Source organism: Sporosarcina ureae (assembly GCF_002082015.1).
GTDB classification, from domain to species: domain Bacteria; phylum Bacillota; class Bacilli; order Bacillales_A; family Planococcaceae; genus Sporosarcina; species Sporosarcina ureae_A.
Genome location: NZ_CP015109.1, coordinates 2,591,413 through 2,614,996 on the forward strand (window position 1 = coordinate 2,591,413; position 23,584 = coordinate 2,614,996).

Here is a 23,584-nt window from a genome sequence, read left to right on the forward strand (position 1 = left end):
TAGTGAAATAGTATGATTACTAAATTTATTAATAGTAAAATGGAGGCTCTTCTATGAATCAACATATCCTTTTGCGTAATAATGTTAAAGTCACTGGAAAAGGTGAAAAGACGATTATATTTGCGCCCGGCTTCGGCTGTGATCTGAATGTATGGAACTTGACAGCGCCTTATTTTGAAGAAGATTTCCAAGTGGTATTATTTGATTATGTCGGTTCAGGACAATCTGATTATCAAGCGTATAGTGCTGAAAAATACCAAGACCTCCATGGCTATGCGCAGGATGTGCTTGATGTATGTCATGCCCTGGAATTGAAGGAAGCGGTATTTGTTGGACATTCTGTCGGAGGGATTATTGGGATGCTAGCGGCCATTCAGGAGCCGAATTTATTTGAACATCTTATAATGATAGGACCTTCTCCTTATTATCTAAATGAGCTGCCAGATTATTACGGCGGGTTCGAAAGGGAAGATATAGAAGGACTGATTCAGATGATGAACATGAATTATATTGGCTGGGCGAATTACCTTGCACAAGTCATTATGAAGAATCCTGAACGACCGGAACTTTCACAGCAATTGGAGGATAACTTCTGCTCGACGGATCCGGAAGTGGCCCATCATTTTGCGGTCGCAACTTTTTTCTCTGATCATCGCGACGATGTGAGGAAAGTTGGGGTGCCGTCGCTCATTCTTCAATGTTCCGATGATAGTATTGCACCTGTTGAAGTAGGACGTTATATGCACCGTCACCTACAGAATAGTAAGCTGGAAATCATGGATGCCACAGGACACTGCCCTCATATGAGTCATCCGGAAGAAACTGTTCAGCGGATTAGTATGTATTTGAATACGGTATACAAGAGACCTGTCACTAATGGATAGACAGCTAGATTCTGCACCGTTCGGTTATTTCACACTGGATGATACAGGGATCATTGTTGAAATCAATCAAACATTGCTTCGTTTACTTGGCTACCAACGTTATGAGGTGGAAGGCAAACACATCCATCTGATATTGCCTAACGCTAGCCGGTCTTTTTACCAGCTGTACTTTTTCCCGATGATCCGATTGCAGAATAAAGTAGAAGAGATGTATTTTTCATTCAAGTCAAAAGAGGGCCAGGAAATATCTGTTCTGCTGAATGCGGTGCGTCAAGAACGAGATGGGAAAATGTACAATGATTGTGCATGTCTGCGCATGATGAGAAGGCTCGAGTATGAAGAAGTGATTCTCGCGGCCAAAAAACAAGTGGAAACACGTAATCTTATGAAGCAGAAACAAATAGCAGAATTGGACCGCTTGCGGATCGAGTTAGAATCCAAGCAAAACAAGTTATTGGCATTAAATGAGACACTTCAAGAGATGGCCATTACAGATGGACTCACAGGTCTCGGGAACCGCCACTACTTACAAGAAAGTCTATCAACTTACTTCATGAAGCCAGATGAACAAACTTGTCCCCTTTCTTTTCTGTTGATCGATATCGACTTTTTTAAAAAGGTAAATGATACGTATGGTCATTTGACAGGCGATAGCATATTGCAGAAGTTAGGACAGGTATTTAGAGAAGAATCTAGAGAAAAAGATGTTGCTGCTCGTTACGGAGGAGAAGAGTTTGCTTTGGTTCTTCCTGCTACAGAGAAGGTGGAGGCGTTAGAGATAGCGGAGAGAATTCGTTGTCGAATAGAGAATGCGGACTGGAATACGTATGGTGTGACGGTCAGCATTGGGGTAGCGACCAAGGTGCCAGGAGATACAGAGAATTCGTTGCAGTCAAGAGCTGATCGGGCGTTGTATTGTTCAAAAGATAATGGGCGGAATCAAACTACATTTGGTTTGGTGGAAGGTACAAGGCCTTACAAAACTCGGGCAGTAGAATAAGAGAAAGATGAGGGAGTCTTCTAATCGTATAAACGATTGGGAGGCTCTTTTTCGTTTATGTACTAGGTCATAAGAAAATTATGTTTATTGTAATAGAGGGTGAGATGAGAAGGTGGAATGGGGTAGTCGGGAAAACAGCAAGTGACTACCGCCATAGCTAATTATTCTGAAGATGTTGAAGGGACTTCGAGGCCTTTTTTAGGTATTGCTTTTTTTCTTCTTTTCATGGCTTTCAGCAAATAACCGCCTTTAAACTTTCTAGGTTCATACGTAATAATAAATGCGTTTGGCTGATATTCACCAATCATTTCATATAATCCTTCTTCTTGATTTCGCTTCGTTAGAATTTCAAGTTTGTATCTGATACTGTCTCGTCCGGTACCTTCGAATACAGTTACGCCATAACCGTCCTCCCGAAGTTTGTCGATGAGCGGTTGATTTAATATAGGAATATTTACTTGAATGCATGTGTAGCCAATTGCTAGCTTTTCTTCTATCATGGTTCCGATATAGATGCCGATGCTGAACCCAAGTGCATAGACGACCATGCTCCAGAAGCTTTGTTCCCCGTCAAATACCAGCGACAAACCAAAGATATAGATCAATGACTCCACAGCACCAAGAAGGGTAGCCTGCGTTCTAAGTTGCTTAACAATGAAGATTGTACGCAAAGTAAAGCAGGGAACGTATAGCAATTGCAAAAGCAAAATCATGAGGATGTTATTCATTACACATCTCCCTTCAGGTATTTAGAAGAGCTATTTTTACTGTATTCTACTCGTCTCACCATATAATCAAAACAGTCTGCAGAGAAGTATAACCATTTTCTCTGCAGACTGTTTTGGTAGTAATAAAACAATTGTTGTTATTTGTCAGCTGTAATATTTTGCGTGACAGGAACTTGCTGAGGCTCCATCGAAACACCTAATGTTGTTCCTTCTTTTGGTTCTACTAAAGCAGGGATTTTTTCCATTGTTCGCATTGGAATCTCTTCCTTTGATAACTCTTTTATAAGCGAATAACACATAAACAGCATTAAAATGGTCAGCGGGAACGATGTGATAATCGCCAAAGTTTGGATCGTGGACAAGTCGCCCGTTAATAAAAGAAGCCCTGTAACGATAGCCATGTAAATACCCCACGTAGCTTTTACTTTTCTGCTGGGATGTAGTTCACCGTTTTGACTGAGCATCGCCAATACAAATGTAACCGCTTCAGCATTTGTGATGAAGAATAAAGAAATCAAAATAATAGTGAGAATACTCATAACTGTAGTTAACGGTAAGTATTCCAAAAACGCGAACATACTGAGTGCGTTATTTGCAAATACTTGATCAGCCAATGCCTGGTAGCCAAGGTCATGTAGGAAATGCAGGCCCGTTCCACCGAAAACTGAGAACCAAAGCATCCCCAATAATGACGGGGCAAGCAAAACTCCCGCAATAAAGCCGCGAATCGTCCGACCGCGAGAAATACGTGCGACAAAGATGCCAACTGCAGGAGCCCATGAGACCCACCAAGCTAAATAAAATACTGTATATTCACCAAGCCATTTGTTATCTTTAAATGGTTGGATTCCCAAACTCATAGAAACGAAGTTACTCATATATGCGCCTAGTGAGCTGACGAAAACTTGGATAATCTGAAGCGTTGGTCCAAGGAAGAAAACGAAGAGTAACAGGAATGCAGCCAATGCAATATTAAGATTGGACACTAACTTAATTCCTTTTTCAATACCAGAGACGGCAGCGGTGATATAGATCACCGAAATGACGCCAATTATGATAAATTGAGTCGTCATAGTATTGGGGATATTAAACACGTGTTCCAAACCCGCTCCCATCTGCAATGTCCCGACTCCATATGAAGCAGCGACTCCAAATACAGTCGCAACTATACAGAAAATCTCTACGGTATATTTGAAAGCCTTTTCATTTTTTCCTTTGTAAAGATCGATTATAGTTGAGCTGATCAGTGCTGGCCTGTTTTTTCTATATTGAAAGTAAGCTAATGCTAGACCGAAAATAGCATACATAGCCCATGGATGCAGACTCCAATGGAGAAAGCTGTATTTCATGGCGACGGTTGCAGACTCTGCCGTATTCCCTTCGCCGTATGGAGGATTTACATAATGGTAGATTGGTTCAGCCAGTCCAAAAAATACTAAACCGATTGCCATTCCTGCAGTAAATAGCATTGCAAACCATGTCATGTTTTTATAAGTGGGACGATCAGTATCCTTTCCGAGCCGAATACTTCCATAAGGAGAGATACACAACCATGCCAGTAACCCAATGACTAGAAAAGCGGAGGTTAAGTAAAACCAACCGAAATAATCTACAGCTACACCTAAAGCGGACGAAGCGAAGTTCCCAAGAGCTTTATTGAAGAAAAAGGCGAAAATGATAAAAACTGAAATGATTGAAATAGAGACTTTGAATATTACATTGTCTTTTTTATTAGTATTTTGCATAGCCATCCTCCTCGAGTATTAAAGTAAATCCTTCCAAATGCCTCGGCTTAATATTTTCAACGCTGACACTTATTGGTGACTTGAAGTCTATTGAAACTACGTATTAACCACTTATCCAACCCCTCTCTAACTTAATGAACTTGTAATTTAAATGAACAAGTTCTTATAGTGAACATAGTATAAGTTAAATAGAGTGAAAAGTAAATATCTTAAAAATATTTAATTAAATATTCAAAATACTATTGTCAAAGAAATATAATAATGCTATTATCTGAACAAGTTCATGAACGTGTTCATAAATTGAACTTAATCAAAAACACTAGAGGTGATGATTTCAATGAATCAGCTGGAAGAGTTTATCCCTGTTGCTCTGATCTCGGAATTGGATGATGAAGATATGATTAGCGTCGAAGTAGATGATGAAGAAATTATGATTTGTCAAGTAGAGGACAAATATTATGCGATTAGTAATATTTGCAGTCATGCACATGTGGAATTATCTGACGGGGAACTTGATGGGTGTTTTGTTACCTGTCCACTTCATTTTTCTCAGTTCGATGTCCGGACAGGGCAGCCGCAGGGTCCGCCCGCTAAAAATCCGGTTGAGACATATGAAGTCCTAGTAGCAGATGATCAGATATTTATCAAACTATAACGAATGGGGGCGGAAATTTTGAGTACTATTAATCGTATCGTTATTATTGGAGCGGGCATTGCAGGGGTAAATGCAGCCAAAACATTACTGGATCATGACTACGAGGGAAAAGTGGTCCTGATAGATATGGATGAAAATCTTCCATATGATCGGCCGCCATTATCCAAAGAATATTTGACGGGAATCAAAGATCATAATGGTATCTTGCTACATCCCGAAGAATTTTATCAAGACAGTAGAATAGAATTGAAATTGGGAAAAGCTGTGGCAGAATTGCAACCTGATAGGAAAACAGTAATTCTAGAAAATGGAGAAAAAATCGGTTTTGATAAATTGCTGATTACGACTGGCTCCAAACTGAGACGCTTGCAACTATTAGATGACCAAGAGTTTAATAACGTCTTCTATCTGAAGACGCAGAAGGATGCAAATCGGCTGCAAGAACAATTATCTTCTATTAACCACCTGGCTATTATCGGTGCGGGCTTTATAGGGCTCGAGGTGGCGGCATCAATGCTGGCATCAGGGAAAAAAGTAACTGTGTTCGAGGCCGCAAAAACCCCTCTGTCCAGAGTGCTCGGTGAAGATATGGGCAATTATATCGCTCAAAAACATCGGGAAAAAGGTATCGAGATTTACACGGATGATTTTATTACAAAATTTATAGGAGAGTCAGCTATACAGGCCGTGGAGACAAAAGAGGGCAGAAAAATAGATTGTGACGCTGTGTTGGTTGGAATAGGAGTTTCAACTGATGGTTTGTTAGTCCAGGATAAATTGGATTTTCATGATGGAATCATCGTAAATGAGTTTTGTGAGACGTCCGCTCCGGATATCTTCGCAGCAGGAGATTGCGCCAGATGGACTTATCCGGTCAGCGGGGAAGCCATCCGTATCGAACACTGGGATCACGCTATGAATCAGGGGGCTACCGCCGCAGTGAATATGCTTACGCCTGGCTCACAACCATTTACAACAATTCCTTATTTCTGGTCTGATCAACATGATCTAGCTATCCAATATGTGGGGCATCCTACACAATGGGATCAAACCGTTATGCGAGGGACGACAGAAACAGACCAATTTACGATGTTCTATTTACTAAATCAACGAGTAGTGGGCGCGTTGATTGTGAATCAGCCTGTGAACGTCTTGCCTGTACGTCGTTTAATCAGCCAAGCTGTATTGGTTAGCGCTGATCAACTGGGCGATGAGCAAGTTAAATTAAAAAGTATTATAAAACAAGCTGCGGCAATTAAATAAAAGGGGTGTTGGATATGGTTATTAATACAGGAGATACACAAGTTCATGACATGGAGTCAAACAAGAAAACACAATTGATTGATGTAGATGTTCACTGCTTTTTAGGATCTTTGGATGAGTTGGTACCGTATTCGGATGAATGGTTGCAAAAGATGATGAACTTCGGAAAGTTCAGCAATAGATTTTTGACTTCTCAGACAGCAGGTGCATTCGAATTTCCAAAAACACGCTATCATAATCCGAATCACGTGTTGCGCTTGGATGCTACAACTCCGTCAGGCGGGGTTCCGGGTTCTGATCCTGCATTTGTTGGAACCGATCTATTCGATAAATTTGGGACAACGTACGGGATATTGAACGTTGGCCACGGTACGATGGCACCTTATCATAATGTAGATGTAACTACCGCCTACAGTTCAGCCTGCAATGATTGGCTATATGATAAGTGGGTAAATGTAGATGAACGATTCAAAATCGACATGGTTGTATCGACTGTTGATGCCGATGCGACAGTGAAAGAAATTGAGCGAATCGGTAAGAAGCCAGGGGTTGTCGGAATTAATTTACAAAATATCAATATTCCTTTAGGTAAGCGTCATTTCTGGCCAATCTATGAAATTGCTGAAGCGTATGGTCTGCCGATTGTTCTGCATCCCGACTCTGAAGGTTCAGGTGAATACTCACCACCGCAATACATCGGACCGGCATCTACTTATATGGAATGGCACTCATCATTGTCAATTGTGCCGATGCGACAGATTAACAGTCTGATTTGTGAAGGAGTCTTCGAACGATTCCCGAAGCTGAAAGTAGTCTTCGTTGAATATGGTTTCTCTTGGATGCCGCATGTAATGTGGAGATTAGATAAAAACTGGAAGGCATTGAGAGATGAGATTCCTTGGGTGAAAATGTTGCCAAGTGAATATATTAGAAGAAACATCCGCCTGGCGACTCAGCCATTCGAAGAACCTTTCCACCCGAAGGATTTGGTGACATTAGTGGAGATGATCGATGCGGAAGACATGCTCATGTTCTCTAGTGATTACCCACATTGGGATGGAGAACATACAATGGATATTTTCGCGCATTTCCCGGATGATTTAAAGCATAAAATTTTCTATAAAAATGCTTTGGAAACGTACAGATTCTAACAAAGGGAGGGAATAGAATGGTCACAAAACCTAAAAATGAAATTGTCGTCTGCAAGGCGGAGGAATTACCGAACGGTAAACGTAAAATTGTAGCTATCAAGAATATGTCGATTGTAGTCGTGAACGTAGAGGGGAAACTGCAGGCATTTAATAGTACGTGTCCACATCAGGGAGCACCGTTGGAATTCGGCTCGATTTCGGGTGTCATGGAAGCATCTGATCCCCAGCAGTATAAATACGGCTGCCATGACAAGTTCGTTAAATGTCCTCTGCATGGCTGGGCTTTTGATATGGATACAGGGAAATCGCTTTTCAGTGATAAAGTGAAGATCAAAACATTTTCAGTGAGGGAAGAAGAGGGGTACATTCTTCTATCTGCGAAAGGAAAGCAGGAGGATGTTGTAATTTCAGATGTTCAGCACGCATGTGAATAATGCATAAAAAATCATTCCGGTTATCAGCCGGAATGTTTTTTTATTTTACTTTGTATAATGGCTCATGATTTCCCGGATGTAATTCATTGTGATGGCCGTAGCTTCTTCAGGGGTATAATTGGCACGGTTATTAAGAAGAGTTGTCAGCATGCCTTTCCACATGAGGATGGTGATATCAATGATGGTGTCTAATTTTTCATCAGTTAGGTATCGTTTCTTTACTGCATCGGAAATCATCCCTTTGCTTCGCTTCGATAGATCATTTTCCATTACAAGCATTTTGATTTCTTCAGGCAGGTTCAACAGGTCATTTGGATAAATTTTGTAGTATCGCTTCAATAACTCATTTGGTTCAGAACCTAAATCAGAAATGAAAATCATGTTATAAATTTGAGGATTGTTGAATGAATGTTTGCAGAAGCATTCCCAAGAAGAGAGGTATTTCTCAAAAGGCTCCTCCTCTTTATCCATGTACTTTGATAAGTCATCTACATACTCATCCAAAAACCGGAGTGAACCGAAGAAGATGAGATGATTAAGTTCTTCAAAATAATTATAGATTGTCGAACTGGTATACCCTGCTAATTCTGCGATCTTTCTAGCAGTAACATACTCTATGCCTTCTTCTTCGATGACTTGCTCAGTTGCTTCGATGAAAAACTCTAGCATCCGCTTCACTTTAATTTCTCGTTTCTTCATCATAGTACTAATACTCCTTCACTTTCCTTTAAATATGTAAATAGATAATTTGAACTGTAATAAGGTAGTGGTAGTGCAGTGGTTTATTTTCTGGTGTTTCTAATTATTCACCTCATATAACTATAGTGTAATAATACGGGGGAGAAATATCAAACTTTAGATGAATTATGATTCATATGGGGGGATTCAAAAAGAATAGTAGATCTTCACTAAATTATAACACAATTCCGACAGTTTGCTCTACATATTTATAGGGTTCTTCTAATCAAACAAGAAGTATATGATTCATTTGTCAACGGTTAAAAAAGGATCCAGTCCAAACACAAAATACTACTTCTATGACAGATCCTACAAACTAAAATATTTCTTCAGAATACCCTCTTCCAAGTCCTATCGGTCATTATGTGTGAATAAAATGGCAGGACAACATATTATAGGGGGGATTTTGTGAATTCAATTTTTCTTTATATATTCTTGGGTGCATCCTTAGCTGCGCCGATTGGTCCTGTTAAAACCGTTCTTTTAAATACAGGAATTAAAAGAGGCTTTTTTCATGCATGGGCTTTTAGCTTTGGTTCTGTGACCACGGATATTATGTATATGTTCCTTGTGTACTTTGGAGTCGGACAATTTATTGATTCACCGTTAATTAAAATCATTCTCTGGTCGTTTGGGTGTTTTGTGCTGATGTATACAGGTATAGAAAACTTACTGACGTTGAACAAAGTTGAAATGAGTGTGAGATTGGGTAAACGAGTCAGACTGAGAACCTCTATGATGACTGGCTTTTTGATGTCATTGTTGAATCCGCTTACTATTATTTTTTGGCTCGGTATATACGGTTCCATTTTGGCCAAAACAGCTGGTGGATCAACAGGGTACAAAATCATTATAAACAGTCTTGCGATTTTATTGGGTATAATGATCGTGGATTTGTTCATGGCCTTTTTATCCAGTGGAGCACGCAAGTTCTTATCCTCAAGACTTTTGCTAATCGTTTCCATTATATCCTCTATATCTATGATCGGTTTTGGAATATACTTCGGTATTCAGGCTTATCAAGCGTTATTTTAACAACTCTTCACTAGGCTGTGTTTGCTTGATTTTTTACATAATCTCATGATTGTGCTAATAAAAAATATTAAAGTATAAAAAAATCCCGTTAGGAAACCATACCTCTAATTAGTAGAACAAAATATGATGAGGTGTGGTAATGGATAAAAGTGCGGACAAGGTTAGTGTATGGTGCATTGTTAGTCTGGCTTCAATTCCTCTTATTATGACGCTAGGGAATTCTATGCTCATACCCGTGCTTCCTTTATTGGAAGATAAAGTGGGGATTACATCGTTTCAATCGAGTATGATTATTACCAGTTACTCGGTGGCGGCTATTTTTCTTATCCCAGTAGCCGGATATTTATCAGACCGTTTCGGACGGAAAATGGTGATATTGCCAAGTTTAGTCTTTGCATTGATCGGGGGTCTGATTGCGGGATTTGCTTCGTGGAAGATGGATGACCCGTATATGATGATTATTATTGGTCGGGTATTACAAGGTATAGGAGCAGCCGGCGCCATGCCAATCGTGCTACCGCTTGTGGGTGACTTATATAAAGATGATGGTGAAAAAAGCAGTAAGTGTTTAGGAATTATTGAAACGTCAAACACGTTTGGAAAAGTATTAGCTCCTATCTTAGGCTCAGCATTTGCCGCTATATTATGGTTCCTGCCGTTCTTCTCTATTTCTGCACTCAGTGTTATTTCCTTTATATTGATCTTTTTCTTTGTGAAAGTTCCAAAAGAAAAAGATGAACCTGTAAAGTTTAAGGCATTTATTAAGAACACTAAAAAAGTATTTGCATCAGAAGGTAAATGGTTATACACCGTATTTCTAAATGGTGTTCTGGTCATGCTAGTATTATTCAGTATGTTGTTTTTTTTATCGGAAAACCTGGAGAAAACACATGATATTGAAGGAATTAAGAAAGGGTTTGTTTTGGCCATTCCGTTATTATTCCTTTGCATTGCTTCCTTTTTATCAGGTCGAAAAATTAAAGGGGAAATGAAAACTATAAAAAGGGTCATGGTCATTTGCTTAATCGCCATGTCTGCGAGTGTCATTTTTGTCGGATTTGTAAGCAAGAAATTGATTCTCTTATTGATCATGACTAGTATAGTGGGAATAGCCATTGGCGCATTATTGCCTGCACTCGATGCAATTATTACGGAAAATATTGAAAAAGAGTTGCGAGGCACGGTTTCCTCATTCTACAGTTCAGCTAGATTTATCGGTGTAGCTGCTGGTCCTCCATTGATGTCCATTGCGATGAAAGATTTTCTGAACGGAAGTTATATCATTGCCACTGTGCTGGGAGTAATTTTAACTTTTATGGTGTTTAAGTTCATTAATGTCAAAGAAATCGAAGAATCCAATCAAAAAGATTGACAAAAGACCTGACAGTAAAAAAACTGTCAGGTCCTTTGTCATTTACAGATATGTACGGAATGAAGAGTTTATTCAGATTTTAAACTATAAAGAATGAGAAAAATTCCCGCGAAAAGACAAATCATTCTTACTAAAGATACTTTTTCCGTGAGGCCGTGCAATGCGATTCCTGTTGTCACAATTAATATAAATGGGCCTACTAATGCAAGTAAAGAGTTAATATAAAACGCTTTTTCCAAGTCATTGAATTTAAACATGAGTGCAGCAGCCGTTATTTCTATACTTCCTGAAATAAATCGTAATAGAATAATCAAAAGCAGCGCCCTTTCTATCATGCAAACCACTTCCTCTAATTGTATTTATACTCACTATATGCAGCACGTCCATAAGTTATTTAGCCTCTGCTTATAGACACTAGTTGCGTGTGAAAATCTATGGTTGATTAGAATAATTAAGGTGTATCTCCATCGTGAACACATACATAAAAACAGCAGTGACACATAGTATGAATAGGTAAGAAGTTTGCAGACTACTGAAAATAGAAGTCGCTTCCTATTGCCGTGTGAAGAGACTATCTATTGACAGAGATCTTGATGAATAGGGAGGGAATATGTTGAAGAGTTTACAGGAAAAAATGACATTTGAATTGCGATTTTGGACGCAGATATTGGGTGATCATGCACGCTTCATTCACGATTCTCTAGCTCCGGATGAAGTGAAAAATATTGAGACAGCAAGTTATTATATACAGTTGTATGACGGCCTTCTTGCTAAGGCAAAGGGAGAACTCGATACACAATCTCTACAGACAGTAGCGCAAGAAACTTTAAAAGCGAGTGAAGACATCCGCAAGTTTAAATTATCATTGATAGAAAAGCATTTAGTCGGCAACATCAAAATTTCTCTGCCGCCTTCATTTATTAATCACATGGTGAATGAAGTAGAAGAAGCTATACGCTTATTTAGGTGCTTTGCAAAAGGAGAGAAACCCCCGACTGTACATCCCCTTCACCATGACTTGCTTTGGTTACTAGATGCGGCGGGGCATGCAGGTGCTCTGGATGCAAATTTAGACCGTGTGGAAACCAAGCTCAAAAAGAAAAGTGAAAAATTCATGAAAGATTGGGAAGCGTTTTACCTAAAAGCAATTGAGATGGCTGGCTTTTTACGTACGAATATTATGCAGTTCCCAGCGTTAACGAAGTTTCATCAAGATATTAACTTGGAAATGACGATTTTCAAAGCATTTTTAAAAGAGTTGGAAGAGATGGGTTTGGAGAAAGAAACGCTAGGCACCCTTACCCCCTTAATGGCAGATCACATTGAGACACGGTACCAGGTCCCCATACAATTTCCACACAATTTAAGTAGTAGAAGAAAGAAAAGAGTGTCAACTCCAAAAAACGTTGGAGTTGACACTCTTTTTGACACAGTGCCAGGTCCCCACACAATTCCCATACAATTACGATTATAGAGTATCAGTGGGTGAGGTTTGAAAGTAGAATGGGAGAGTCGAGAGAACAGCAAGTGAATACTACCATGGCTGATTATTTTGAAGAGGTGGAAGAGATTTCAACATCCTTTTTAGGCGTTGTTTTTTTCCTTCTTTTCATAGCTTTTAGCAAATAACCGCCTTTAAACTTTCTAGGTTCATAGGTGATAATAAATGCGTTTGGCTGATATTCACCAATCATTTCATATAATCCTTCCTCTTGATTTCGCTTCGTCAGAATTTCGAGCTTATACCTGATACTGTCTCGTCCGGTACCTTCAAATACAGTTACACCATAACCTTCTTCCCGGAGTTTATCGATGAGGGGTTGGTTCAATGCAGGGATATTTACTTGAATGCATGTGTAGCCAATTGCCAGTTTTTCTTCTACCATGATCCCGATATAGATGCCGATACTGAACCCGATCGCGTAGACCAGCATGCTCCAGAAACTTTGTTCTCCGTCAAACACTAGTGACAAACCAAAGATATAGATCAATGATTCCGCAGCACCAAGGAGTGTCGCTTGCGTTCTGAGCTGCTTAACGATGAAGATTGTGCGCAGGGTAAAGCAGGGAACGTACAGCAACTGCAAAAGCAAAATCATAAGGATGTTATTCATTACATATCTCCCTTCAGACATTAAGAGGAACTACTTTCATTGTATTCCGCTCATCTTACATATAGCTCAAACAGTCAGAGGAGAAGGATCAATATTTTAAGAACAGTATGCCGGGTTCCCACACGGTTCAGAAAATAGTTGGATAATGTGACAGATACAGGATTAAAGATTTCCTTGATTGAGAAGTCAGTCTAAGAACTTGATCCTTAACAAACTAACTGTTAACAAATAGTTCTGTTCGTTCGAGATGTTACACATGGCTTCAAAGAAATCCATTTATATCTAATGGATATTTTGTATCTGAAATCAATCAAAGAAGTTTAGCTCGCTCCGCTTCCTACTGTAGTTCTTGCCTCCATAATATATTATCGAGTAACACCCTTGACTTAAAATTCATGTAGTCTACTTTTGTATACAAAGGAGCTGTAGAGGAATGCTCATTAATCAAAGATTATCTTTTTGGTATGAAGAGTGGCACAATGTTATGTTGATTCGGTCTATGGAGTGAGGTTGTATAGTAGGGGATGTTTATAGAGGAAAAGTCTTCCGGTGAATTGATTTGGAAGACTTTTTTGAGTTGGGCAGGGATCAAGCATTTCAAATTAAAAAAATGAATATATATATCATTGAAAGAAAATTTGGAACTGTTTATACTTACACCTATAATCCATCTATATTAGGAAAACATAACTTTACTAAAAGAAAGGAAGATTAATTGTATATGGTTACATCTAGAAAGACAGAAAGCAACCATCAGCCGAACAAAAGAAACAAGTGGAAGTTAGAGATGCCAGATACATATGTAATTTTATTTTTAGTGCTACTGTTGGCAGCGGTAGCTACATACATAGTACCAGCCGGTTCTTTTGAAAGAGAAACCATTGAGGAAGTCGAAAGAGTCATCCCTGACACGTACGCACTAACTGAAAAGGATTCTACTGGATTGATGGATATATTCCTGGCATTGCAGGAGGGAATGGTCCAATCTGGGGGCTTGATCTTTCTAGTGTTATTTGCAGGTGGGGCATTTGAAGTGGTAGAGCGCTCGGGAGCGATTAAGGGAGGAATTCTGAGGGCAGTTGATAAAACGAAAGGTAAAGAGTTTTTGCTGATTGCGTTAGTTTCGGTCCTATTTGCGCTCGGAGGAGCAGTAGGAGCTGTTGCAAACTCTGTTATTCCATTTGTTGCAATCGGTATTATTATTGCTAGAGCACTTAAGCTCGATGCGATTGTGGCGGTAGCAATCACATTCGGCGCTACATTTGCTGGATTTAACGTCGGTTTCCTCAATCCTTATACGGTAGGAATTGCACAAACCGTCGCAGATGTTCCGCTTTTTTCTGGAATGCTCCTGAGAATTGTGGCATTTGTAGTAATTGTTGGCGTGACGATTTTATATACATGGCGTTATGCGAAAAAGATTATAAAGGACCCATCGAAGAGTCTAATTGGAGTATTGGAGGAAAATAGTTCAGATGAGTCGGAATCAAAACTGATAGCTCCTTTTACGGGAAGGCATAAATTGATTTTAGCTTTTGTTGGATTATGTTTAGCATTTTTTGTTTTCGCAACTATACAATTTCAATGGTCTATCGATCACATGGCTGCATTTTTCATTATTATCGGTATAGGATCAGGTATAATTGCTAAAATGAATTACAATCAAATCACTTTGACGTTTTTGGAAGGTTGTAAGAATCTTGTGTATGGTGCTTTAATTATCGGTGTGGCTAGAGCAATTCTGATCGTAATGGAAGATGCTCAGATTCTTGATACGTTTGTTCAGGCACTTTCTGTTCCACTGGCTAATCTTTCACCTGTATTTGGGGCCTTAGGTATGTTTGTAGCTAATGGCGTAATGAATTTCTTCATTCCATCAGGGAGCGGACAAGCAATTATTGCGATGCCAATTCTATCTCCATTGGCAGATATGATTGGTGTAACTAGACAAGTGGCTGTTCAGGCTTATCAATTTGGAGATGGCTTTACAAATAGTATCTTTCCTACGTCGGGAACGCTAATGGCAAGTTTGGCGGTAGCCGGCGTAGCTTGGGTTAAATGGGCAAAATGGATGTTTCCATTGTTGTTGATTTGGACAGTCATTGCGGTAATTATGTTGACGTTTGCGGTTATGATCGGATGGGGACCAGTATAACACCTAGATTTCATTACACTACGTCAGTATCTTCTAACCTCACACAATTCAATATATGTACAAAACAGCCGCCACTACTAAAGTGGCGACTACATTTATTCATCAGTGTTTACGATGATGAAACAGCCGGGACAGTCCTTTCAGAATGATCGCCAAGGCGAATAATACTATGATGATCACGATGATCACCGCAAGTGCCAACAGCAGCGCATTTCCGATTCCTATTAAAGCAGGCACAATTAAAAACAAGCCGAGCAAAGCATATCCGGCTAGAATCCCGAAGAAGAATAGCCATTCTTTGCTTACTTTTTCACATTTCGACATAAACTTCACCTCCTTGCTGTACTGTATGTGAGCTTCAGCAAGTCGATGTAATGCAAGAGACTCGGTTTTGATTAAATATTAAAAATAATATAACGTTTTACACGTTGCTAATCGGATTACTATATTTTTTCACCTAAAAAGAACCCAAATAATCCACTTTTATAAGTGGGTTATTTGGGTTCAGTTCATAAAGAAAATTTCCTTAAAATCGCGAATCCTGGCGCTAGTTCGCAAATACTGCTTGTTATATTACTTCAAACGAGCCCCGCCGCCAACTTCTAGAACTTCACCAGTCACATACGATGCGTACGGAGAAGAGAAGAATAATACAGCGCCAGCAAGATCTTCCGGTTTACCAACGCGCTTTAGCGGGATTTCTTGAATTAAATGCGGATATTTATTCGCTACATTTTCTGAATGGAAATTCGAGTCTACTAATCCTGGCGAGACGCCGTTCACACGAATTTTATCCGCTGCTAATTCCTTCGCAAGTGCGCGAGTTAAAGCATCGACGCCACCTTTTGCTGCTGTGTATGCACTACCACCAATAATTCCACCGTTTCGAATAACACTTGAACATAGATTAACAATAGACGAGTCTTCAGAAGACTGTAATAGAGGGAGCATTTCTTGAGTGACCAAGTAAACGGACTTTAAGTTCACATCACTATGCAAGTCCCATTCTTCATCTGTAATTTCCGAAAATGGCTTTTTTATTAAAGACGCTCCCACGTTATTGACTAAAATGTCTAACTTTCCATACTGTTTCTCAATATGTAGTTTCATATTATGGACTTCAGCTCTCTTGGATACATCCGCTGCCACAAAACTTGCCTCTGTACCTTGTTGCTTTAACTCCTCAACAAACTCCAAGATATCGGGTGTTTCTACTAAGTTGTTTAAAACGACCTTTGCACCTAGCTTCGCATACTCGCTTGCGATCGCTTTGCCGATCCCGCTAGCACTGCTTGTGACAAGTACTACTCTTTTCATATAAAATTGATTGACAGAATACTTTATATTTTGTATATTTTAAGATAAAGGAAGAAATCTATTTTCATATGTGAAAAATTGCGTATTTTGATAATACAGGAGTTTTATATCATCACCATGATTAGCAGGCAAGACCGTACACAATTATTGAAAGAAGCAAAGATCCCTAAATTATTAATTGCTGGGGAAACAGACCTTGTTATTACGGTTGACAAGGTAAAAGCTGTCGCTGAACAAGTTCCAGATGCAGAGTTTGTCACGATCTCTCACACAGGTCATATGATTCCGCTAGAGCAACCCGCAGTATCAGCAGAAAAACTTAGTAACTGGATTGAATCCGTCGATCCACAATAATGAATGGGAGGTATAGTGAATATGTTAAAGCCACTAGGTGATCGAATTGTCATTGAATTAACGAAAGTTGAAGATACAACAGTAAGCGGGATTGTGTTACCCGATTCCGCACAAGACAAGCCGCAACAAGGAAAAGTACTGGCTGTTGGGACTGGTCGTGTACTTTCAGATGGCCAACGAACAGAATTGGAAGTAAAAGAAGGGGATCAAATTCTCTTCGCTAAATATGCAGGTACAGAAGTAAAATACGAAGGCAATGAATACCTGATTTTAAATGAAAATGACATATTAGCAATTATTCAATAATGTAGGGAAGACAAATGGAGGGGGATTCTAGCTATGGCGAAAGAGATTAAATTTAATGAAGACGCACGTAATGCTATGTTGCGTGGAGTAGATACATTAGCTAATGCAGTAAAGGTTACACTCGGACCTAAGGGGCGTAATGTCGTTTTAGAGAGAAATTTCGGCTCGCCTTTGATTACGAATGATGGTGTCACAATAGCGAAGGAAATTGAATTAGAAGATGCATTCGAAAATATGGGGGCTAAGTTAGTAGCAGAAGTTGCTTCTAAGACGAATGAAATTGCTGGTGACGGTACAACGACGGCAACGGTTCTTGCACAGGCAATGATTCGTGAAGGTCTGAAAAACGTTACAGCTGGAGCTAATCCAGTGGGAATTCGTAAAGGAATCGAGAAAGCAGTTTCCATAGCAGTAGAAGAATTACAAGCCATCTCTGATGTAATTGACAGTAAACAAGAAATTGCACAAGTTGCGTCCATTTCGTCTGGCGACAATGAAGTCGGGGATTTGATCGCGGAAGCAATGGAACGTGTTGGGAAAGATGGCGTCATCACAATTGAAGAATCAAGAGGCTTCCATACAGAACTTGAAGTAGTTGAAGGTATGCAATTTGACCGTGGTTATGCATCAGCTTATATGTCTACAGATATGGATAAGATGGAAGCGGTACTGGAGAATCCATATATTTTAATTACGGATAAGAAACTTACTAGTCCACAGGAAATTTTGCCTGTATTGGAACAGGTGGTTCAACAAGGAAAACCTCTTCTTATTATTGCGGAAGATATTGAAGGTGAAGCACTTGCTACACTAGTGGTCAACAAACTTCGAGGTACGTTCACGGCTGTGGCGGTAAAGGCACCTGGCTTTGGAGAACGTCGTAAAGCAATGCTTGAAGATATTGCTATTTTAACGGGCGGACAAGTTGTATCAGAAGATATTGGGTTAGATTTAAAAACAACTGACATGACGCAATTGGGACGCGCTGCTAAAGTTGTCGTGACGAAAGATGGTACTACAATTGTTGAAGGTTACGGTGAATCAGATGCAATTGCAAGTCGCGTAGGTGCTCTTCGCGCGCAACTAGAAGATGCAACTTCTGAATTTGATATAGAAAAACTACAAGAACGTCTAGCAAAACTAGCCGGCGGAGTAGCCGTGATCAAAGTGGGCGCAGCGACTGAAACAGAACTGAATGAGCTGACGTTACGCATTGAAGATGCATTGAATGCAACGCGTGCTGCTGTCGAAGAAGGCATCGTAGCAGGTGGGGGAACTGCGCTTGTTAATATATATAGCAAAGTAGAAGCGAGTCTAGAAGAGGTAGAGGGCGATGTAGCAACGGGTGTACGAATCGTTTTACGTGCTTTGGAAGAGCCTGTTAGACAAATTGCGAATAACGCGGGTCTTGAAGGCTCAATTGTTGTAGATCGATTAAAGCGTGAAGAATTAGGAACAGGCTTTAACGCGGCTGAAAACAGCTGGGTTAACATGGTTCAAGCTGGTATTATTGATCCAACGAAAGTGACGCGTTCAGCATTACAGAACGCAGCGTCCGTCGCAGCGATGCTATTAACAACGGAAGCGGTCATCGCGGACGTGGGTGGCAGAGATCCGATGGAGGGCATGGGAGACTTGGGTCACGGTCATATGCATTAAGAAGCAAGAGAACATCCCCTTCGTACATGTGAGACTACGTACGAAGGGGATGTTTAATTTCTAATTAGAATAGGTTCTAGCTAAAATTCAAATCATTTTAGAAACTTTACTCATTCACCGTGATAATAATTTTACCGATGTTTAACAGATTATTACAATGACATACCCAATACAAAAGAGCTAGGCCTTGAGACAGAAACAGAATTCTATTCAGGATTTATTGCACCAGCGGGTACGCCAGAAGACATCGTTCAGATTTTGCATGATGCAATTAAAGAGATTATGGAAAAAGAAGAAATACAAGACTTGATGATTACTCAAAACCTTGCACCTTCATATGCAGATAGCAAAGATTTTGGACAAACAATTAAAGCAGCTTCTGATCAAAACAAGAAGTCGATGGAAGAGTTAGATTTAATTAAGTAAGAACAACCAAAAAAGCAACAAAGGACATGATGTACATTTCCTTTGTTGCTTTTTACTTTGGCATGAAAATATTTAGTGGAATTGGCCCCTATATAATAGAAGGAACTCTATCATAAGAACAATAGTATAAGGTCACTAGCACTCATGTAAAATCTGTCAATTGCACTCTTGATACTTTCTTATAAGCGGAGAGTGAGCCTTCAAGAATGGAGTACTGAGAGGCTTGTAGTTAGTTCTTAGAATCCAGCAGAATCAATTGCCGTTCATGTCTTCCGTGGAGTATATAGTAAAGAAGGATGGACAATAAAATCATAAAAAAAGCAGTTAGGTAAATTCCACGATAGCCAATATGAGGAATTAAAAAACCGTATGTAAAGGGACCTAACCCTAAACCAAGCTCGAAAAGGATAAAGTATGTTGAAGTAGCAAGCCCAACACGATGTATAGGCGTAACTTTAATCGCAATAGCTTGAGCAATTGAATTGAAACTACCGTAGCCAAAACCGACAAGTATCGCTGCTAGTACAATCATGAAACCATAGTGTGCTTGACTATATAAGAGCATGCCCAATGCAAATAAGACGAGACAAGGGTAGATGATAATATTTGCTCCGTGTTGATCCATTAAACGACCGGTGATAGGACGAGACAATAAGACAACACTTGCATATACGAGAAAGAAAAAGCTTCCCGCCTCAACTAAATCAATCTCCTTTGTAAAGAATGGGATAAACGCCATGATGGAAGAATAAATAAATCCAAGGAACATTCCTACGACCCCAATCGGTACGGCTTTTAATTCGACATATTGAGTAATGGAGAATTTATTTTGTTTCGGTGTTCTTTCCATGGCAGGTGCCTGCACAAGAAAATAAAGAACGAAGATTACGCTAGCCAATACGAAATTAATGACAAATACAAAGAAGAAATTTTGTGTTTGCGAAATAATCCATATCCCTAAAAGCGGTCCAAGGGCGGTTGATAAAATTGTACTCAAGCTATAATATCCGATGCCTTCTCCACGTCTAGAAGGAGGTATAATTTGAGCTATGATCGTTCCTGTTGCGGTACTTGCAAAACCAAACGAGACGCCGTGAAGGAAGCGATTTATAAAGAAAAATGATAAGTCTGTTGGCAACATGTAAAACCCGGTCGTGAGTAAAAATCCTATTAAGCCGGTCAATAAGACCTTCTGGCTTCCCACTCTATGAATTATACGTCCAGCACCTAACCGACCAATTAGTGCCCCAATTACAAATATACCGGATAATAAACCAGCTGTACTGGTGGATGTATGGAATGTTTCGACTGAAAAAACTGCTATCGTTGAAACGAGTAAGAAGAATACTAGTGCTAGAATAAAATTGATGGTAAAATGACTATAAAGTTTTTAGTCCACAGGGTGTTTGGTTGACCCATTGATTCTCACTCCTTTTTCAAATGTGGAGAAGTTCGGTGTTTTCTAGTAATTGGGGCAAAACACATCAACAGCGTGTATGTTGAAGAAATCCTTCACAGTCTGTAGTTTTTAATTAGAATTAGATACATTACCTTTTTGAGGAGTAAGAGCAAGTATTCATATATTTTTTTACTCGATAAAACATGTTAGTTTGCTTCACTAACTATAATTTACATGAAGTTGTACCTATTAGTCAATTAGAAATTTGGGAAAAGTGTGATTATTAGTGTGTGCTCGTAATTTTATAAGTAGCAATAAAAGTAAAAAAAGAATATGTGAGGATATTCAACTGTTAGTATTCGATATAGCAAGCAAAAGATCAACTAATTTTAATAAAGATATCCCTGCAACAATTGAAGTAGGATTAATTAAATAATTAAATAATTAAAAACACCCTACATGGTAGAAAAACTTCCATGTAGGGTGTTTCGATTTGAGGATAGAAATGTAGAAATATACTGTTAGTAAGCTATATATCTAAAAAGTAGTAAAGAGTACATTTCAGTAAGCCGGTTGACGATCAATCAAACGTCAACACAATACGTCCATTAATCTGTCCTTTTTCCAACTTTTCAAGAATCGTATTGACTTCGGAAAGAGGAGCCGTCTCAATCTGCGCTTTCACTTTACCGCGCGCAGCAAAGTCCAACGCTTCTTTCATATCAATCCGTGTTCCAACGATAGAACCTTTTACTGTAATGCCGTTTAGAACCGTATTGAAAATAGGAATCGGTAGATCTTCATGTGGAAGTCCGACTGCAACCAATGTGCCGCCACGTTTAACGGAACGATACGCTTGCTCAAATGGTACTTGGGCTACCGCTACGCTAATAGCCGCCTGTACGCCACCGACTTGCTTTTGAATGGCTTCGGCAGGATCTTCATTTTTGCCGTTGATTGTAATGTCAGCTCCGAGTTTCTTCGCAAGTTCTAATTTTTCATCCGCAATATCCACCGCCACTACATTGAACCCCATAGCTTTCGCATACTGTAGCGCTACGTGGCCTAATCCACCGATGCCGTAAATCGCGACCCAGTCTCCTGGCTTTGCACTGGATACTTTCAATGCTTTATAGGTTGTCACGCCTGCACAAAGAATAGGTGCGGCTTTATGGCACGGTACCAGGCCCCCACACAATTCAGGCACAATTCTGCTTCGACACGGTACCAGGTCCCCACGCAATTCAGGCACAATTCTGCTTCGACACAGTACCAGGCCCCTACGAAATTCGAAACTATCCAGATAATTACCATTCGATAATACGTAAAACACCTTCTCTCTGTTTAAAACGAAGAGAAGGTGTTTGCGTATTGTATAGTGATTACTCCCAACGACCAGTAAGTACTTTCTGACGTGTATAGAAGTTCAGTCCATCTTTTCCGTTCGCATGTAGATCACCGTAGAAGGAATCTTTCCAACCGGAGAACGGGAAGAAGGCCATAGGTGCAGGTACACCGATGTTTAATCCGAGCATTCCCGCGTCGATGTTTTCACGGAAGTTCCGTACGTTTCCACCGTCTCTTGTGAAAATACACGCGCCGTTTGCGAACCTGGATTTATTTGATAACTCGATCGCTTCATCTACATTTTTCACACGGCTGATAGATAGAACAGGGGCGAAAATTTCGTCTTGCCAAATTTTCATTTCACTCGTTACGTGATCAAAGATGGTAGGTCCGACAAAATATCCTTTTTCTTTAGCTGCGTTGTCTTGGCGACCGTCGCGAACCAATGTTGCGCCTTCATTTTCGCCAGTGGCAATGTATTGTTCTGTTCGTTCTTTATGTGTGTCACGAATGACAGGTCCGAGGAAGATTCCTTCGTCCAAACCATTTCCAATGGTAAGTTCATTTGCTCTCTTGAGTAAGGCTTCGACAAATTCATCTGCAATATCATCCTCTACCGCGACGACTGAACAAGCCATGCAACGTTCGCCGGCTGAACCGAATGCTGCGTTGATGATTTGTGTAGCGGCATTTTCTAAGTTCGCATCTTTTAGTACGATGGAGTGATTTTTCGCACCAGCTAGTGCTTGAACGCGTTTTAAATTATCCGTCCCGCGTTTGTAGACGTACTCTGCGACGGGCTGAGATCCTACAAAGGAAATGGCAGCGACTTTTTCGTGATCGAGAATACTGTTTACTACATCATGTGCTCCATGCACAATATTGAAGACGCCTTTTGGTAAGCCCGCTTCTTCGAGCAGTTCAGCTAAGCGGTTAGCAAGCATCGGCGTACGTTCAGATGGCTTAAGTACAAATGTATTCCCTGTGGCGATCGCCATCGGGAACATCCAGCATGGCACCATCATCGGGAAGTTGAATGGTGTGATTCCACCGACGACACCGATTGGATAGCGATATGTTCCAGATTCTAAACCGGATGAGATGGATGGCAAGTTGTCTCCCATCATCAAAGTAGGGGCTCCTGTGGCAAATTCTACGCATTCAATTCCACGTAACACTTCGCCGTGCGCTTCGGTAAAGTTTTTTCCGTTTTCAACTGTGATAATTTTGGCGAGTTCATCCCAGTGATCTACTAAGAGCTGCTGATATTTGAAGAGAATACGTGCGCGACGTGGGACGGGTACTTCTTTCCAAGTAATGAATGCTTCGCTTGCAGCTTCTACTGCGCGATCTATATCCTCATTTGTTGAGATGGGAACATGGGCAACTACTTCTCCAGTGGCGGGATTATATACAGGCTCCGTTTGTTCTGTCGTAGCGGATACCCATTCACCGTTAATATAGTTTTGTACTGTTAATGTAGAATTTGTTGTCATATAAAT

General features: G+C 40.0%; 23 protein-coding genes and 1 pseudogene. 14 read left to right on the plus strand and 10 right to left on the minus strand.

Annotation, left to right across the window (positions count from 1 at the left end; genetic code table 11):
- Nucleotides 1-53: 53 nt before the first annotated feature.
- Both SporoP17a_RS12725 and SporoP17a_RS12730 read left to right on the plus strand, forming a co-directional pair.
- The gene (locus tag SporoP17a_RS12725; RefSeq protein ID WP_083035024.1) at nt 54-884 is read left to right on the plus strand and encodes an alpha/beta fold hydrolase; all 831 of its coding nucleotides are present in this window, start codon (nt 54-56) and stop codon (nt 882-884) included.
- Entirely contained in the window at nt 877-1,884 is a 1,008-nt protein-coding gene (locus SporoP17a_RS12730; protein WP_083035025.1) for a sensor domain-containing diguanylate cyclase, read from the plus strand. Before SporoP17a_RS12725 ends, SporoP17a_RS12730 begins: the two co-directional genes overlap by 8 nt.
- A 161-nt stretch (nt 1,885-2,045) precedes the next feature.
- Here the strand turns inward: SporoP17a_RS12730 and SporoP17a_RS12735 are convergent, their stop codons facing one another.
- The gene (locus SporoP17a_RS12735) at nt 2,046-2,612 is read right to left on the minus strand and encodes a DUF2179 domain-containing protein (RefSeq protein WP_083035026.1); all 567 of its coding nucleotides are present in this window, start codon (nt 2,610-2,612) and stop codon (nt 2,046-2,048) included.
- A 137-nt stretch (nt 2,613-2,749) separates the two neighbouring features.
- Nucleotides 2,750-4,357: a BCCT family transporter gene (locus tag SporoP17a_RS12740; RefSeq protein WP_167693433.1), complete on the minus strand. Its 1,608-nt coding sequence runs from the start codon at nt 4,355-4,357 to the stop codon at nt 2,750-2,752.
- 337 nt (nt 4,358-4,694) lie between these two features.
- Between SporoP17a_RS12740 and SporoP17a_RS12745 the strand changes: the two genes are divergently transcribed.
- From SporoP17a_RS12745 to SporoP17a_RS12760, 4 genes are read left to right on the plus strand one after another with little or no spacing between them, the layout of a single operon-like run.
- Complete coding sequence (locus SporoP17a_RS12745) at nt 4,695-5,012, plus strand: non-heme iron oxygenase ferredoxin subunit (protein ID WP_083035028.1); 318 nt, start codon at nt 4,695-4,697, stop codon at nt 5,010-5,012.
- An 18-nt stretch (nt 5,013-5,030) separates the two neighbouring features.
- Nucleotides 5,031-6,275 carry an NAD(P)/FAD-dependent oxidoreductase gene (locus SporoP17a_RS12750; RefSeq protein ID WP_167693434.1) on the plus strand — a complete coding sequence of 415 codons (1,245 nt, stop codon included), beginning with the start codon at nt 5,031-5,033 and terminating at the stop codon, nt 6,273-6,275.
- 14 nt (nt 6,276-6,289) lie between these two features.
- Nucleotides 6,290-7,426 carry an amidohydrolase family protein gene (locus tag SporoP17a_RS12755; RefSeq protein WP_083035030.1) on the plus strand — a complete coding sequence of 379 codons (1,137 nt, stop codon included), beginning with the start codon at nt 6,290-6,292 and terminating at the stop codon, nt 7,424-7,426.
- A 17-nt stretch (nt 7,427-7,443) separates the two neighbouring features.
- The gene (locus tag SporoP17a_RS12760; RefSeq protein ID WP_083035031.1) at nt 7,444-7,860 is read left to right on the plus strand and encodes a Rieske (2Fe-2S) protein; all 417 of its coding nucleotides are present in this window, start codon (nt 7,444-7,446) and stop codon (nt 7,858-7,860) included.
- Nucleotides 7,861-7,905: 45 nt separating this feature from the next.
- Here SporoP17a_RS12760 and SporoP17a_RS12765 read toward each other — a convergent pair whose 3' ends face one another.
- Nucleotides 7,906-8,562, minus strand: a complete 657-nt coding sequence (locus SporoP17a_RS12765; protein ID WP_237262326.1) for a TetR family transcriptional regulator — start codon at nt 8,560-8,562, stop codon at nt 7,906-7,908.
- A gap of 444 nt (nt 8,563-9,006) precedes the next feature.
- Here SporoP17a_RS12765 and SporoP17a_RS12770 point away from each other — a divergent pair, with 444 nt between their 5' ends.
- The gene (locus SporoP17a_RS12770) at nt 9,007-9,633 is read left to right on the plus strand and encodes a LysE family transporter (protein ID WP_083035032.1); all 627 of its coding nucleotides are present in this window, start codon (nt 9,007-9,009) and stop codon (nt 9,631-9,633) included.
- Nucleotides 9,634-9,772: 139 nt separating this feature from the next.
- Entirely contained in the window at nt 9,773-11,005 is a 1,233-nt protein-coding gene (locus tag SporoP17a_RS12775) for an MFS transporter (protein WP_083035033.1), read from the plus strand.
- A 68-nt stretch (nt 11,006-11,073) separates the two neighbouring features.
- Here the strand turns inward: SporoP17a_RS12775 and SporoP17a_RS12780 are convergent, their stop codons facing one another.
- Entirely contained in the window at nt 11,074-11,340 is a 267-nt protein-coding gene (locus SporoP17a_RS12780) for a YqhV family protein (RefSeq protein WP_083035034.1), read from the minus strand.
- A 275-nt stretch (nt 11,341-11,615) separates the two neighbouring features.
- On the opposite strand from SporoP17a_RS12780, the gene SporoP17a_RS12785 reads away from it, so the two are divergent.
- The gene (locus SporoP17a_RS12785) at nt 11,616-12,479 is read left to right on the plus strand and encodes a DUF2935 domain-containing protein (protein ID WP_083035035.1); all 864 of its coding nucleotides are present in this window, start codon (nt 11,616-11,618) and stop codon (nt 12,477-12,479) included.
- 73 nt (nt 12,480-12,552) lie between these two features.
- Here SporoP17a_RS12785 and SporoP17a_RS12790 read toward each other — a convergent pair whose 3' ends face one another.
- Nucleotides 12,553-13,119, minus strand: coding sequence for a DUF2179 domain-containing protein (locus SporoP17a_RS12790; protein WP_083035036.1), 567 nt, complete (start codon nt 13,117-13,119; stop codon nt 12,553-12,555).
- A gap of 721 nt (nt 13,120-13,840) precedes the next feature.
- Between SporoP17a_RS12790 and SporoP17a_RS12795 the strand changes: the two genes are divergently transcribed.
- Complete coding sequence (locus SporoP17a_RS12795) at nt 13,841-15,274, plus strand: YfcC family protein (RefSeq protein WP_237262327.1); 1,434 nt, start codon at nt 13,841-13,843, stop codon at nt 15,272-15,274.
- A gap of 102 nt (nt 15,275-15,376) precedes the next feature.
- On the opposite strand, the gene SporoP17a_RS12800 is transcribed toward SporoP17a_RS12795, so the two are convergent.
- Both SporoP17a_RS12800 and SporoP17a_RS12805 read right to left on the minus strand, forming a co-directional pair.
- Nucleotides 15,377-15,598 carry a hypothetical protein gene (locus SporoP17a_RS12800; RefSeq protein WP_083035037.1) on the minus strand — a complete coding sequence of 74 codons (222 nt, stop codon included), beginning with the start codon at nt 15,596-15,598 and terminating at the stop codon, nt 15,377-15,379.
- A 249-nt stretch (nt 15,599-15,847) separates the two neighbouring features.
- Nucleotides 15,848-16,591, minus strand: coding sequence for an SDR family NAD(P)-dependent oxidoreductase (locus SporoP17a_RS12805; RefSeq protein WP_083035038.1), 744 nt, complete (start codon nt 16,589-16,591; stop codon nt 15,848-15,850).
- A 117-nt stretch (nt 16,592-16,708) separates the two neighbouring features.
- Between SporoP17a_RS12805 and SporoP17a_RS12810 the strand changes: the two genes are divergently transcribed.
- The 4 genes from SporoP17a_RS12810 (at nt 16,709) to SporoP17a_RS12825 (ending at nt 19,336) form a co-directional block, all read left to right on the plus strand.
- Nucleotides 16,709-16,945: an alpha/beta fold hydrolase gene (locus tag SporoP17a_RS12810; RefSeq protein WP_083035039.1), complete on the plus strand. Its 237-nt coding sequence runs from the start codon at nt 16,709-16,711 to the stop codon at nt 16,943-16,945.
- A 21-nt stretch (nt 16,946-16,966) separates the two neighbouring features.
- Nucleotides 16,967-17,251: a co-chaperone GroES gene (groES, locus tag SporoP17a_RS12815; protein ID WP_083035040.1), complete on the plus strand. Its 285-nt coding sequence runs from the start codon at nt 16,967-16,969 to the stop codon at nt 17,249-17,251.
- 33 nt (nt 17,252-17,284) lie between these two features.
- Nucleotides 17,285-18,910, plus strand: coding sequence for a chaperonin GroEL (gene groL, locus SporoP17a_RS12820; protein ID WP_083035041.1), 1,626 nt, complete (start codon nt 17,285-17,287; stop codon nt 18,908-18,910).
- A 162-nt stretch (nt 18,911-19,072) separates the two neighbouring features.
- The gene (locus SporoP17a_RS12825; RefSeq protein ID WP_083035042.1) at nt 19,073-19,336 is read left to right on the plus strand and encodes a tripartite tricarboxylate transporter substrate-binding protein; all 264 of its coding nucleotides are present in this window, start codon (nt 19,073-19,075) and stop codon (nt 19,334-19,336) included.
- 229 nt (nt 19,337-19,565) lie between these two features.
- On the opposite strand, the gene SporoP17a_RS12830 is transcribed toward SporoP17a_RS12825, so the two are convergent.
- The 3 genes and pseudogenes from SporoP17a_RS12830 to SporoP17a_RS12840 all read right to left on the minus strand — a co-directional run bounded on the left by SporoP17a_RS12830 (nt 19,566) and on the right by SporoP17a_RS12840 (nt 23,578).
- Nucleotides 19,566-20,705, minus strand: a complete 1,140-nt coding sequence (locus tag SporoP17a_RS12830; RefSeq protein ID WP_335695516.1) for an MFS transporter — start codon at nt 20,703-20,705, stop codon at nt 19,566-19,568.
- 610 nt (nt 20,706-21,315) lie between these two features.
- Nucleotides 21,316-21,906 (minus strand): annotated as a pseudogene (locus SporoP17a_RS12835) (zinc-binding dehydrogenase); the annotation flags it as partial.
- Between the two features lie 211 nt (nt 21,907-22,117).
- Entirely contained in the window at nt 22,118-23,578 is a 1,461-nt protein-coding gene (locus tag SporoP17a_RS12840) for a CoA-acylating methylmalonate-semialdehyde dehydrogenase (RefSeq protein ID WP_083035043.1), read from the minus strand.
- Between the last annotated feature and the right edge of the window lie 6 nt (nt 23,579-23,584).